This is a genomic window from Herbaspirillum sp. UBA812 (assembly GCF_002296545.1).
Taxonomy (GTDB): domain Bacteria; phylum Pseudomonadota; class Gammaproteobacteria; order Burkholderiales; family Burkholderiaceae_D; genus Herbaspirillum; species Herbaspirillum huttiense.
The window spans coordinates 1-11,578 of the sequence record NZ_DBIC01000155.1 but is presented as its reverse complement, the minus strand read 5'-3'; the positions used below and the strand labels follow the sequence as shown (position 1 = coordinate 11,578).

The following is an 11,578-nucleotide window of genomic DNA, read 5'->3' as shown; positions in this document are numbered from 1 at the left end:
CGGCGGTCGACAAGGCGTGATCGCCCTGCGTGACCAGATACCAGCCAGGCTTGTCGTGCCAGGCCGCGTGCATGACCGGTTCCGCGAAGGCACTGGCGGCAATGGGTTGCTGCACGGCCGCCAGCGCACGTACCTGATCGACCGCCACGTCGTGCGCCATCACCTGCGCAAATACCTTGGGGTCATCCAGCCAGATGAGTCCGTCGTGGTCCGGCTGCAGGCCCTGCATGGGTGCCTGCAGTCGCTGCAAGGCCTGCGCCACGCTCTCGCCGGAATCCGGCGCCAGCGCTGACAGATAGACTAGTCCCTTCACCTTCTCCTGATTCCCGGCCTCCGAAATCACCGCCCCGCCCCACGAATGCCCGACCAGCAGCACCGGATACGGCTGGCGCGCAATGACGCGGGAAGTGGCCGCCACATCGGCCGCCAGGCTGCTGAGCGGATTCTGTACCGCCGTCACGTGATAGCCCTTGCGTTGCAGGAGCGCGATCACTTTGCTCCAGCTGGAGCCATCGGCGAACGCGCCGTGGACCAGGACGATATCGATCAAGGGGGCAGGCTCGGTACGCATGGTCTGGGCCGGTGAGAGAAACGGGATCAGAAAAAGCCAGGCCATCAGGCCGGCCAGCATCCAACGCCTGCGCAGGCGATGGCGGTCCAGGTTGTGCTTCATCGCTCTTGCGCTCCTCATCCGATGAAGGTGGCCTGTGGCACCCAGTGCGCCGGGAAGCCAGCGGCAGCCAGGGCGGGTGTGCAGCCATGGGCCTGGTAACTGGCCACGCCCTGGCTGATGAAGGCATCCAGCGCCATCATCGCGTGCAGGTCCGCTTCATCGGCGCAGGATGCCAGGATGAGTCCGCCGCCGCCCGCCGCCAGCGGGCCCGCGCAGATCACGCGGCCCTGCTTGAGCTGCGCGGCAAGCCAGGCCTTGTGCGGGTCGAGGTGCCGCTGCACTTCCTCGATGGGTCGGATATAGGTGAGGACGATGGCAAAGATCATGATGCGCTCCCGATCAGTTGGCCAGCAGGTCGGCCACAACGGACGGGATCTCGTCCAGCGCCACGCGCATGGATTGGCTGCGCAGCTCGGCCCCCTTGGTCAGCCGTTCGGCACGTACGAAGCGCACGCGCTGGATGCCGAGGAAACTGAAGAAGGCCTTCAGGTACGACTCCTGATGGTCCATCACCGCCGCCGGTCCGCTGGAATACATGCCGCCGCGCGTGGAAGCCACGATCACCGCCTTGTCACCGGACAATCCCAGCGGCCCCTGTTCGGTATAGCGGAAGGTGCGTCCCGGCTGGGCCACACGGTCCAGCCAGGCCTTGAGCTGGCTGGGCACCGAAAAGTTGTACATCGGTACGCCCAGGACGATGACGTCACTGTCGAGGAATTCGCTGACCAGCGTCTCTGAAAGCGCGTGCTCGGCCAGTACGCCCGCATCCGTGACGCTGCCACCGGGCTGGCGGAAGCCGGCGGCAATGGCACCGTCCAGGTGGGCGACGGGCGCACTCACCAGATCGCGTACGCTGACCCGGGCTTGCGGATGCCGGGCCTGCAGATGATCGACGATGGCCGCGCTCAGGACACGTGAGGCGGAGGCATCGGCCAGGATACTGGTATCGAGGTGGAGAATCTTCATGGCGGGGTCCTTTCAGTCATCAATGAGGAAGAGCACGGGACTGACGATACCGACGCAAAGGCCGCGCCACTAGCCATCATCGGCGCACCAGATTGTTCCATCCATGGAACAATGCCGATCTTATAATCAGGCTTTCCCTCATCGTCGGAGCGCGCATGGAAGACCTCAACGATCTCGCCTTGTTTGCGTCTGTCGTGGTGCACGGCAGCTTTTCGGCAGCCGCCCGTGCGCTGGACATTCCCAAATCACGCATCAGCCGCCGGGTGGCCGAGCTCGAACAGCGACTGGGCGTGCGGCTGCTGCAACGTTCGACACGGGTGGTGCGTGTCACCGATGTGGGTGCGGCTTTCTTTACCCACTGCGAAGCCATGACGCAGGCGGCGCGAGCAGCGGTGGAAGTGAGCGAACAGGCGGGGGCCAAACCTGCGGGCCGGCTAAGGGTGAGTTCGCCCATGGGGGTGGCGCACATCTTCCTGGCGCCGCTGCTGGCGCGCTTCCTGTGCGCCCATCCTGATGTGCGGCTGGAGCTGGAATTGAGCAATCGCCGGGTCGATGTCATCGGCGAGGGTTTCGATGTGGCCATGCGGGTCAGGAGTACGCTGGAAGATTCCAACCTGGTGGTGCGTACCTTCGGCACCAGCCAGCAGGTACTGGCTGCCAGCCCTGCGTACATTCGGCAGCACGGGCCCTTCGACAGCGTGGAGGCTCTGCAAGGACAACGCGGCCTGGGTCCCGGCGGCATGCCGGGCCAGGCCCAGCGCTGGCGACTGCACGGTCCGCAGGGAGAAGTCACCGAGATCGACTACGTCGCAGCCATGGTGACGGACGACATGCATCTGGCGATGCAGGCTGCCATCGGCGGTGCCGGCGTGGCACTGCTGCCCTTCAACGTCTGCCACGCTGCCATCGAAGGCGGTCAATTGAGGGTGCTGCTCCCTCAGCATCGTGGCACGCCGCATCAGCTGCATGCGGTGTTTCCGTCGCGGCGCGGACTGGTGCCGGCCGTACGCGCCTTCATTGAATTCATGGCGGTGGAGCTGTCGCAGACCATGCAGCAGGAAAACGATGCCTTGCTCGCGCTGCTGGCGCACAGACCAGTGCGAGGCAAAGTCCAGCGCAGCATTGCGCGACGCTGATCCTCAAGGCGCTCGCTTGTTTGCTCAATACTTCACATTGGCAGAGAGGTAGACCGCCCGCCCATCCCCTGGTGCATGCCGGGTCTGGTCGTTGATCCAGACATATTCATAGTAGCGATTGGCCAGGTTCTTGAGCTGCAGTTCCAGGCTCAGCTTGTCATTGACCTGATAAGTCGCGCTGGCATTGAAGAGCGTATAGCCACCGTACTTGCCGCCGGTATTGGCCGTGGTCAGGTAGTAGCTGCCCTGGCCGTTGACCGAGGCCGACAGCTTCAGGTCCGCCGTGGCCTGGTAATCGATGCCACCGGAATACACCTGGCGCGGCACGTGGTCGATTTCCTTGCCGAGGGTATTGGGTGCGGTCGGGTCCGGCGTGATGATTTCCGAACGCTGGCGCGAATACGCCAGCCACAGCGTGGTGCGCTTGCTGGCCCGCAAGTTGATCTGCAGGTCGACACCCTTGCGCTGCGTGCGTCCCACGTTTTCCGAATCGCCCGTGGGATCGTTCAGGCGTCGCTTGACCTCATCCGAGGCACGCTGCTCCCACACCGCCACGCGACCATCGAGCCAGTCCACCGGCGTGAACTTGACGCCGCTTTCCCAGCCGTCATTGATGGAAGGACGCAGGTCATTGTTGTTGGACTTGTAGGCCGCCGCGCCCGCGCCGACCTGGAAGGTGCGGCCCCAGTTGGCATACAGGCTGGCCTCGCGGATCGGTGCATAGACCACGCTCAGCTTGGGCTGGCGGATGTAGCCGTAATCCTGGATGCCATAGCTCACCCCGCGCGAGGGATCGTTGAAACGTCCTCCCACATGGTCGACCCGGTAGCCGGGGATGATGCGCAGCGACTCCACCGGCTTGATCACGGCCTGCACGTAGGCACCCACCGTATCGAAGACGAAATGATGGTCGCGCGTCTGCGATACGCGCACCTGGTTGACCGTGTTGTAACGCGGGCTCTGGTCTTCCTGGCGCTCCATGCTGAAGCCGCCTTCCAGTGCCAGGTCGCTCATGCCTTCGAGCGCCTTCCAGCGCGGGCGATAGGTGGCATTGGTCAACAGCCCGTAGTGGGTCTCGTCGATGACGCGCTCCTGCTGCGAGGTCGTGGAGGAATAACGCAGCCAGCGCTGGTCACGCACGCGATTCAGATAGAGCTTGGCACCGACCGAGAGCTGGTCATCGATGTCGCCGTCGAAGTGCAGGCTGACCTGGTCCATCTGGCGGTTGCCGCCATCGGACTGGGCATAGGCATAGGACGAAGTCGGGTTGCTGCGCGCGTCCTGGGCCGTCAGGTAGCCCGGTTCCTGGGCATAGGCATTGGCATGACGGATGCTCAGGCCGGTGCGATAGCGGCCATCATCGCTGGTGTAGAACCACTTGCCGGAGAAGGCGATGTTCTCGGCCTGGGCATGGTCGCGATAGCCATCCGATTTTTCGTAGCCGACGAAATAATTCTGCGACCAGTTGCCGTTCTCTACGCCCTTGACCACCTGCACCTGGCGCGTGTTGAAGCTGCCATAGGTCAGGCGCGCCTCGTCGTAGTTGCCGCCCTGGCGGGTGACGATGTTGACGTTGCCGGCGATGTTGTGCAGGCCGTAGCGCGCATCGTTGGTGCCGCGTACAACCTCGATGCGGGCGATATCGAGCGGGAACAGCGTGCCCAGGAAGGGCATGCCGCCGGCATTGTCATTGCTGGGGATGCCGTCGATGAGCAGCTTGACCGCATTGACCTCGCCCTCGCCGTTGAAGCCACGGAAGGACAGCTTGCCCGATTCGTTGCCCTGGCGGAACTGGGTCAGCATCACGCCGGGCGACTGCGCGAACAGCTCCCAGTTGTATTGCGCCTGCTGTTGCTGGATGCGGTCGGCCCCGATCAGGTCCACCGAGGTCAGCACGTTGTTGAGCTGCAGCGGACCGCTGCGGCGTGCGCTGACTTCCACGGTACCGAGCGTGAGCGAAGAATCCTCGGCGGCGCTGGCCGATTGTGCCAGCGCCCAAGGCGCGGCCCCCAGGGCCAGCAGGCCAGACAGGGCGGTGAGTTTGAACACGGGTCGTGCGCGATGCTGCGGCCCGGGCCGACGGGCGGAGTGAGTCGTCATTGGTCTTGTAGTGGTCTTGGTATAGGCAGTGCATGCGGCCTCCCCCGGCAGTTGCGCTGCCGTCCCCTGGATGCCGCATGGGAAATCAGGAGCGGCAAGCATAAGCTGGTATGACCACTTGTTGAATGTGGCAATTTGTCGCAGGGGCTTGCTACCATGCGAGATCTCTTCCTGCTGATCCTGCGCGCATGAAAAAACCGGACCTCCGTACCCTCGACCTGAACCTGCTCAAGGCACTGGCCGCCCTGCTCGATGAACGCAACGTCACGCGTGCCGCAGCGCGTCTGGGCGTGAGCCAGCCGGCCATGAGCGGCATCCTCACGCGGCTGCGCGAGAGTTTCGATGATCCCCTGTTTGCCCGCAGCCAGCGCGGCATCGTGCCCACGCCACGGGCGCTGGAACTGGCGCAACCGGTACAGCGCGTACTGCGCGACATCGATGGCCTGCTGCATCCGCCGGTCTTCGATCCGGCCACGGCCCATCTGGATTTCACCATCGCCGCCACCGACTATGCCTTGCGCGCAGTCGCCCTGCCCTTCCTGACGGCGCTCAAGCAGCATGCCCCGTTCATCCGCGTGGCGCTGGCGTCGATGGAAGATGCACCGCTGCAGGAGCGGCTGGAACGCGGCGAGATCGACCTGGCGCTGACCACGCCGCCGGATACGCCGCCGGGCCTGCATGCGCGGCGGCTGTTCGACGAACATTACGTCTGCGCGATGCGTGAGGATCATCCGGTGGTGCGGGGACAGCGGCTCTCGCTCAAGCAGTTCTGCGCGCTGGATCATGCGCTGGTGTCGTATGCGGGCGATCCCTTCCACGGCGTCACCGATGAAGCACTGGCACAGCGCGGCCTGCAGCGGCGCGTGAGCCTGTCAGTGAAGCGCTTCCTGGTATTGCCGGAAATCTTGCGCAGCACCGACCTGGTGGCCGTGGTGCCGTCCCGGCTGGTGGCCGGGGTGGAGGGCCTGAAGCTGTTGCCGCCGCCGCTGGAGATTGCCGGCTTCACCAAGACGGCGGCGTGGCACGAGCGTACGCACCGCGATCCGGCGCAGCGCTGGCTACGGCAACTGCTGTTTGCCACGGCCGGGCTGGTGCCGCTGCGTTGATCCTTAGCGCGGCGTGGCGGCCTCAGCCGCTGCCCGCGCCAGGCCGGTGATCCATTCCTGGTGGGCATTGAGCATGGGATTGGGCAAGGTGGCTGCCAGCTCGCGCGCGGGCTGGCCGTTCTGGGTCTCCTGCGTGAGGATGCGCACGCGGCCGCCCTCCAGGTCTTCGAACAGCCAGGCGTGGTGGACATCCAGACGCTGCGCGGCATCGCCTTCAACCCAGCCGTGCCAGGCGATGCGAGCGGCCTGGCCGGGCTGTGGCGGCAGGTATTCGGTCACTTCCGCTTCGACCGCAAAACCGAAGGTGGTAAAGCGGAAGCGTGCACCCGCCGACAGCAGCGGACCGCTGCCATCATGGAAGCGGATCTCGCTGGCATTGCCGTAATAGCCGGGCCAGGCGCGCGTGTCGTTGAGCAGCGGCCACACCTGGGCCGCCGAGAGACCGGCGATGATCACTTCATTGGAAACGGTGTTGTCGGTGGTACCGGGCAGATAGCCGGCCGGCCAGATGATGGCGGCCTGGGTGGTGATGGCAGACATGATTTTCCTTGGCGGATTGTTGGACAGGTCTGCATGATGCGGACCGTCCAGTTATTACGCCAATCCTGAAAACCGATGATTGATATCGGGAAAACTGATATCTGGATCAGGCGCGGGCCTGAGGTTCAGGCGCGGCCGCGTGCGAATTGCGCAGCCACCTCGGCCACGCGCTTGCCCAGATAGGCGGCCGTGGCCAGGTCACTGGCACCGGGCGTGATCTCGGCGGGGGCATCGTCCGATTGCGCCATGGCACCCAGCCAGCCGCCGATGCGATTGAGTTCATCACCGCTCTTGCCGGGGAAGAGATCGACACCGGTCCAGAGCATGCCGTGCTGGGCGGCGAACAGCGCCAGGGTCACCAGGGAATTGAGCTTGTCGCCGTGCAGCGCGCCGGAATTGGTGAAGCCGGCCGCGACCTTGTTGCGCCAGGCCTGCGGGATCCACGCCTGGCGGGTCGAGTCTTCCATGAACTGCTTGAAGCGCGCCGAGATGGTGCCGTTATAGGTCGGCGAGCCGAAGATGATGGCGTCGCTGGCGGCAATGGCAGCCCAGTCCACGCTGCCGGCGGCGAGCGGCACCAGGGGGGCTTGAGCCCCTGCGACTTCCTCCACGCCGCGCGCCACGGACTGGGCGAGTTTTTCGGTATGGCCGTAGCCGCTGTCAAAGACGATGCTGATGTTCATGTTTTCTCCTGTGGATAAATCAAACTGTTCGGGACCGGGGAATGACGTAACAGGCTCATTCTGCGCAAATGGATTACATGACGGTAGCAGTGCAATCCTTTAGGATTCATCAAGATGAACTTATCAATCCAATTTTCGGGGAGCAACGGCCATGGATACGTCGCAACGGGTACGCGCCATCATTTCCTTCGTGCAGGCCGCCGATAGCGGCAGCTTCGCCGGCGCCGGGCGGATACTCGGCATCTCCTCAGCTGCGGTGAGCCAGAATGTGGCCGGGCTGGAGACTGCGCTGGGCGTGCGTCTGATGAACCGCACCACGCGCAGCCTGAACCTGACCGAGGAAGGCAGTGCCTTCCTGCGCCAGGCACGCATTGCGCTCGATGCACTGGAACAGGCAACCGATGACGTGGTGGCGGCACGCGCGACACCGACCGGGCGCGTGCGCATCTCCACCAGCGCGGCCTTCGGCCGCGAACAATTGCTGCCGCTGCTGCCGGGGCTGAGCCAGCGCTATCCGGCCTTGTCGGTGGAAGTGGATTTCGATGACCGCATCAGCGAGCTGGTGCAGGACGGCTATGACCTGGCGATCCGGGGCGGACGCATCGCCGATTCGTCGCTGGTCTCGCGCAGCATCTGCAAACTGAACCTGGCGCTGGTTGCCAGTCCCGCCTATCTGGAGGCGCGCGGCACACCGCGCCGCCCGCAGGATCTGCACAAGCACAGCCTGATTACGCGCAAGTTCCTGGGCGGCAAGGTGTCACCCTGGAATTTCCAGGGCAGCGACGGCAGCATCATGACCTGGAATACCGAACACGCACTGCTGACCTTGTCCTCGCCCGAAGCGCTGGTCCAGGCGGCCCTGGCCGGCATGGGTATCGCCGAAGTCGGGGTGCATCACGCGTGGCGCTATCTGCAACGCGGGCGATTGAAGGTGCTGCTCTTGCGCAGCCATCATCCGGGCAATTACGAGATGTGCCTGCAATACCCGCACCGGGCGCTGATCGCGCCGCGTGTGCGGGTGGCGGTGGATTACCTGCTGGAAGGCTTCGCCGCCAGCGAGGAACTGCACGTGCCGCTGGCCGCCTTGCGCAAGTACGCGGCCTGATTGGGGCAGCGATTCATTCCTGCTCGATCAGGGCCATATACGGTCCTGGCTGGCGCAGGACCGCAATGTCACCGGTGATGTGGCCCAGCTTGACCAATCCCTTCGAGTAAGCGAAGTCCTTGTAGAACAAGGCGATATTGCCCCAGGGCGCATAGAAGGCGATATCCCCGCTGCGCGGCGTATAGCCCTCGGGCTCGCCGCGCGTGGCCAGCTTGCGTGGCAGCTGGGCAATCTTCTCGGTCTGGTTGTAGTCGGACAGCTCCAGCGTCAGCGGCAACAGGGCGGCGAAGTCGCGGGCGGCCGGGCCGGGTTCGAGACGCGCGGTCAGGACGGTGTCGGCGATGGTGATGCGCAGGGTCATGGGCAGGCTCTTGGCAGGGGTACGGGTCTGCGCCGCTGCCGTCATCGGGCAGAGGCTCATCGCGCCGGCCATCAGCACGGCAACTACGGTCAGGCGCGGCAGGAAAGAGGAAGACATGGGCAGTCCGGAGGCAATCAATCTGACCTGATTGTCGCTGCATCATCGGTCCGTGATTAGTCCCGCCGGGCTGAATGCGGTCATCAGTCCAGCTTATGAATCAGGCGTTCTGTCATCACCCCGGCTGACGTGAGCGGCTGTCGTAGCGCAGGGCATTGACCACCAGCGAGAACGCCGGCGAAGGCTGGCGGCGGCTGGGATAGTAGAGGTGATAGCCCTCGAAGACCGGACACCAGTCCTCCAGTACCCGCACCAGCTGGCCGCTCTCCAGATGCGATTGCAGGTCGTCTTCCGGCAGCAGGACCACGCCCAGCCCGGCCAGGGCCGCATCGATCTGCGGCGGCACGGTGTTGAAGATGAGCGAACCATCGACACGCACGTTGATCTTTTCGCCGTCCTTTTCAAAATCCCATACGTAAAGCCCGCCCGAGGACGGCATGCGCTGGTTGATGCAATCCTGGGCCATCAGGTCGTTCGGATGCAGCGGCACCGGATAGCGTGTGAAGTACTCGGGCGAGGCCGCCACCACCATGCGCAGCGGCGGGCCGATGGGCACCGCGATCATGTCGCGGTCGATGGTCTTGCCCCAGCGCACGCCGGCATCGAAGCGGTCGGCCACGATGTCGCGCAGGGCGTAGCTCATGTCGAATTCCAGCTTGATGTCGGGATATTGCTGCAACAGCGGGGCCAGCTTGGGCAGCAGCACGCGCTGGATCATGCCGTCGCCGCAGGTGATGCGCACGGTGCCACCGGGTTTTTCGCGCAGTGCGGTGAGGGCATCGAGCTCGGCTTCGATCTCGTCGAAGCGATTGCCGATGGACTGGATCAGGCGCTCGCCAGCGGGCGTGAGCGAGATGCTCCGCGTGGTGCGGGTGAGCAGGCGAATCTGCAGGCGCTCTTCGAGGCCGCGGATGGCTTGCGACAGCGCCGACTGCGTCACGCCCAGCGTGGCGGCGGCACGCGTGAAACTGCCCTCGCGCGCCACGGTCACGAAACCCAGCAAGTCATTGAGATTGCGTTTGATCATGCAGCCACCCTTCCTGTGGTGAGCAATAAAGCCGGATCAGCCGGAGGCCGCGCCGATGAAACAAGTGGTCGGTACCGAAGGGGGACGGGATTCATTGATTAGTTTTTCTAATAGGGTAATTAAGGATTGATTACCTAGTCAATACGGCGCACGCGCGCGACACTGATTGCCTTCACATTCTCCACGGCAAGCGCTGCCAGCCCGTGCACGCTGAGCTTCAGCCTGCTGCGGCGGGCAGGGTGTTGCCCGACATCATCATGAGCAGCTCCTCTTGCACCACCTCTTCACTGCAGGCCCCCGAGACCCCGGTACAGGCGCACTGGGGCGGCGTCTTCGCCATGACGCTCACGGCCTTTGCTCTGGTCGCTTCCGAATTCATGCCGGTAAGCCTGTTGACGCCCATCGCACAGGATCTGGGCGTGAGCGAAGGCCTGGCCGGGCAAGCGATCTCGGTCTCGGGCGCCTTCGCCGTGCTCACCAGCCTGAGCATTGCGCGCCTGGCCGGGCAGCTGCCACGCAAGACGCTGCTGTTGTGGCTGACGGCGCTGATGATGATCTCCGGCCCGGTCATTGCGCTGGCCCCCAACTATCCGGTCTACATGGCCGGGCGTGTACTGATCGGCATCGCCATCGGCGGCTTCTGGTCGATGTCGGCCGCTGCCGCCATCCGCCTGGTGCCGCCGCACGAGGTGGCGCGCGCGCTGGCCGTCTTCAATGGCGGCAATGCCTTGGCCACCGTCGTGGCCGCCCCGCTGGGCAGTTACCTCGGCGCACTCATCGGCTGGCGTGGCGCCTTCCTGTGCCTGGCACCGGTGGCCTTGCTGGCGCTGCTGTGGCAGGCGCTCAGCCTGCCGGCCATGCGTCCGGCCGCGCGCCACACCGCGCCCACGCATCCGCTGGCCCTGCTGGCAACACCGCTGGTGGCACTGGGCATGGCGGGCGTGAGCCTGCTCTTCATGGGGCAGTTCACCCTCTTCACCTATCTGCGCCCCTTCCTCGAAAGCGAAACGCGGGTGCAGGTGCAAACCCTGTCGCTGATCCTGCTGGCCATCGGCGTGGCCGGATTCATCGGTACTACGCTCATCGGACGGCTGCTGCGCCGTTGGTTCTACGGCACGCTGGTCTTCATCCCGCTGCTGATGGCCGTCATCGCCCTGGCGCTGGTGGCCTGCGGCCATCACGTGCTGCCGGTCAGCTTGCTGCTGGCGCTGTGGGGTCTGGTCGCTACGGCCGCACCGGTGGGCTGGTGGTCGTGGGTGGCGCGCACCCTGCCGCACGATGCCGAAGCCGGCGGCGGGCTGATGGTGGCGCTGGTGCAATTGGCCATCGGCCTGGGGTCCACCCTGGGCGGACTGCTGTTTGACCACGGCGGCCATCACATCACTTTCTTTGCCAGCGCAGGCGTGCTGCTGGCCGCAGCCTTGCTGGCAGCGCTCACGGCCCGCCAGGATCGCCGGCCTTCTTCCAACGAAAGGACATCTCCATGAAGATCATTCGCAACGGCAGCACCCCATCGGCCAAGGGACCGGCCTCCTTTTTCACCGGCAATGTGCGCATCGACAGTTTCTTCCAGGGTGAAGAACCGGCGCGCGCGGGCGGTGCCATCGTCACCTTCGAACCCGGTGCGCGCACCGTGTGGCACACCCATCCGCTGGGCCAGACCCTGATCGTGACGCAAGGCGTCGGCTGGACCCAATGCGAAGGCGGGCCGCGCACCGAGATCCGCGCCGGCGACGTCGTCTGGTGTCCGTGCCAACGCCGTCA

13 protein-coding genes are annotated in these 11,578 nt (G+C 64.8%); 5 read left to right on the top strand and 8 right to left on the bottom strand.

Features of this window, described 5'->3' with window-relative positions; all coding sequences use genetic code 11:
- The 3 genes from B3873_RS09845 to B3873_RS09835 form a co-directional block, all read right to left on the bottom strand.
- On the bottom strand, window positions 1-673 hold a 673-nt coding region (locus tag B3873_RS09845; protein WP_414651536.1), incomplete at its 3' end, for an alpha/beta fold hydrolase.
- Between the two features lie 14 nt (window positions 674-687).
- A complete protein-coding gene (locus tag B3873_RS09840; protein WP_286865670.1) occupies window positions 688-999 on the bottom strand; it encodes a YciI family protein in 312 nt (103 codons plus the stop codon).
- Window positions 1,000-1,012: 13 nt separating this feature from the next.
- Entirely contained in the window at window positions 1,013-1,639 is a 627-nt protein-coding gene (locus B3873_RS09835; protein WP_286865668.1) for an FMN-dependent NADH-azoreductase, read from the bottom strand.
- Window positions 1,640-1,794: 155 nt separating this feature from the next.
- Between B3873_RS09835 and B3873_RS09830 the strand changes: the two genes are divergently transcribed.
- A complete protein-coding gene (locus tag B3873_RS09830) occupies window positions 1,795-2,775 on the top strand; it encodes a LysR family transcriptional regulator (RefSeq protein ID WP_286865667.1) in 981 nt (326 codons plus the stop codon).
- A 24-nt stretch (window positions 2,776-2,799) separates the two neighbouring features.
- Here the strand turns inward: B3873_RS09830 and B3873_RS09825 are convergent, their stop codons facing one another.
- Window positions 2,800-4,875, bottom strand: a complete 2,076-nt coding sequence (locus tag B3873_RS09825; protein ID WP_414651535.1) for a TonB-dependent receptor — start codon at window positions 4,873-4,875, stop codon at window positions 2,800-2,802.
- Window positions 4,876-5,063: 188 nt separating this feature from the next.
- Here B3873_RS09825 and B3873_RS09820 point away from each other — a divergent pair, with 188 nt between their 5' ends.
- Window positions 5,064-5,981, top strand: coding sequence for a LysR family transcriptional regulator (locus tag B3873_RS09820; protein WP_286865664.1), 918 nt, complete (start codon window positions 5,064-5,066; stop codon window positions 5,979-5,981).
- Between the two features lie 3 nt (window positions 5,982-5,984).
- Here B3873_RS09820 and B3873_RS09815 read toward each other — a convergent pair whose 3' ends face one another.
- Together B3873_RS09815 and B3873_RS09810 are read right to left on the bottom strand one after the other, a co-directional pair.
- The gene (locus tag B3873_RS09815) at window positions 5,985-6,521 is read right to left on the bottom strand and encodes an SRPBCC domain-containing protein (protein WP_286865662.1); all 537 of its coding nucleotides are present in this window, start codon (window positions 6,519-6,521) and stop codon (window positions 5,985-5,987) included.
- 125 nt (window positions 6,522-6,646) lie between these two features.
- Window positions 6,647-7,204, bottom strand: coding sequence for a flavodoxin family protein (locus B3873_RS09810; RefSeq protein WP_286865660.1), 558 nt, complete (start codon window positions 7,202-7,204; stop codon window positions 6,647-6,649).
- Between the two features lie 151 nt (window positions 7,205-7,355).
- Here B3873_RS09810 and B3873_RS09805 point away from each other — a divergent pair, with 151 nt between their 5' ends.
- A complete protein-coding gene (locus tag B3873_RS09805) occupies window positions 7,356-8,309 on the top strand; it encodes a LysR family transcriptional regulator (RefSeq protein WP_252696633.1) in 954 nt (317 codons plus the stop codon).
- 13 nt (window positions 8,310-8,322) lie between these two features.
- On the opposite strand, the gene B3873_RS09800 is transcribed toward B3873_RS09805, so the two are convergent.
- Window positions 8,323-8,787: a cyclophilin-like fold protein gene (locus B3873_RS09800; RefSeq protein WP_134134303.1), complete on the bottom strand. Its 465-nt coding sequence runs from the start codon at window positions 8,785-8,787 to the stop codon at window positions 8,323-8,325.
- A 115-nt stretch (window positions 8,788-8,902) separates the two neighbouring features.
- Complete coding sequence (locus B3873_RS09795; protein WP_286865656.1) at window positions 8,903-9,814, bottom strand: LysR family transcriptional regulator; 912 nt, start codon at window positions 9,812-9,814, stop codon at window positions 8,903-8,905.
- 257 nt (window positions 9,815-10,071) lie between these two features.
- Here B3873_RS09795 and B3873_RS09790 point away from each other — a divergent pair, with 257 nt between their 5' ends.
- Together B3873_RS09790 and B3873_RS09785 are read left to right on the top strand one after the other, a co-directional pair.
- Entirely contained in the window at window positions 10,072-11,301 is a 1,230-nt protein-coding gene (locus tag B3873_RS09790; protein WP_286865654.1) for an MFS transporter, read from the top strand.
- A partial coding sequence (locus B3873_RS09785; protein WP_286865652.1) for a cupin domain-containing protein occupies window positions 11,298-11,578 on the top strand: 281 nt, incomplete at its 3' end. The genes B3873_RS09790 and B3873_RS09785, both read left to right, overlap by 4 nt.

Bases quoted from the DNA above. Each gene is read 5' to 3' on its own strand.
- B3873_RS09840 (WP_286865670.1), bottom strand. From the start codon at position 999: ATGATCTTTGCCATCGTCCTCACCTATATCCGACCCATCGAGGAAGTG.
- B3873_RS09835 (WP_286865668.1), bottom strand. From the start codon at position 1,639: ATGAAGATTCTCCACCTCGATACCAGTATCCTGGCCGATGCCTCCGCC.
- B3873_RS09830 (WP_286865667.1), top strand. From the start codon at position 1,795: ATGGAAGACCTCAACGATCTCGCCTTGTTTGCGTCTGTCGTGGTGCAC.
- B3873_RS09825 (WP_414651535.1), bottom strand. From the start codon at position 4,875: ATGACGACTCACTCCGCCCGTCGGCCCGGGCCGCAGCATCGCGCACGA.
- B3873_RS09820 (WP_286865664.1), top strand. From the start codon at position 5,064: ATGAAAAAACCGGACCTCCGTACCCTCGACCTGAACCTGCTCAAGGCA.
- B3873_RS09815 (WP_286865662.1), bottom strand. From the start codon at position 6,521: ATGTCTGCCATCACCACCCAGGCCGCCATCATCTGGCCGGCCGGCTAT.
- B3873_RS09810 (WP_286865660.1), bottom strand. From the start codon at position 7,204: ATGAACATCAGCATCGTCTTTGACAGCGGCTACGGCCATACCGAAAAA.
- B3873_RS09805 (WP_252696633.1), top strand. From the start codon at position 7,356: ATGGATACGTCGCAACGGGTACGCGCCATCATTTCCTTCGTGCAGGCC.
- B3873_RS09800 (WP_134134303.1), bottom strand. From the start codon at position 8,787: ATGTCTTCCTCTTTCCTGCCGCGCCTGACCGTAGTTGCCGTGCTGATG.
- B3873_RS09795 (WP_286865656.1), bottom strand. From the start codon at position 9,814: ATGATCAAACGCAATCTCAATGACTTGCTGGGTTTCGTGACCGTGGCG.
- B3873_RS09790 (WP_286865654.1), top strand. From the start codon at position 10,072: ATGAGCAGCTCCTCTTGCACCACCTCTTCACTGCAGGCCCCCGAGACC.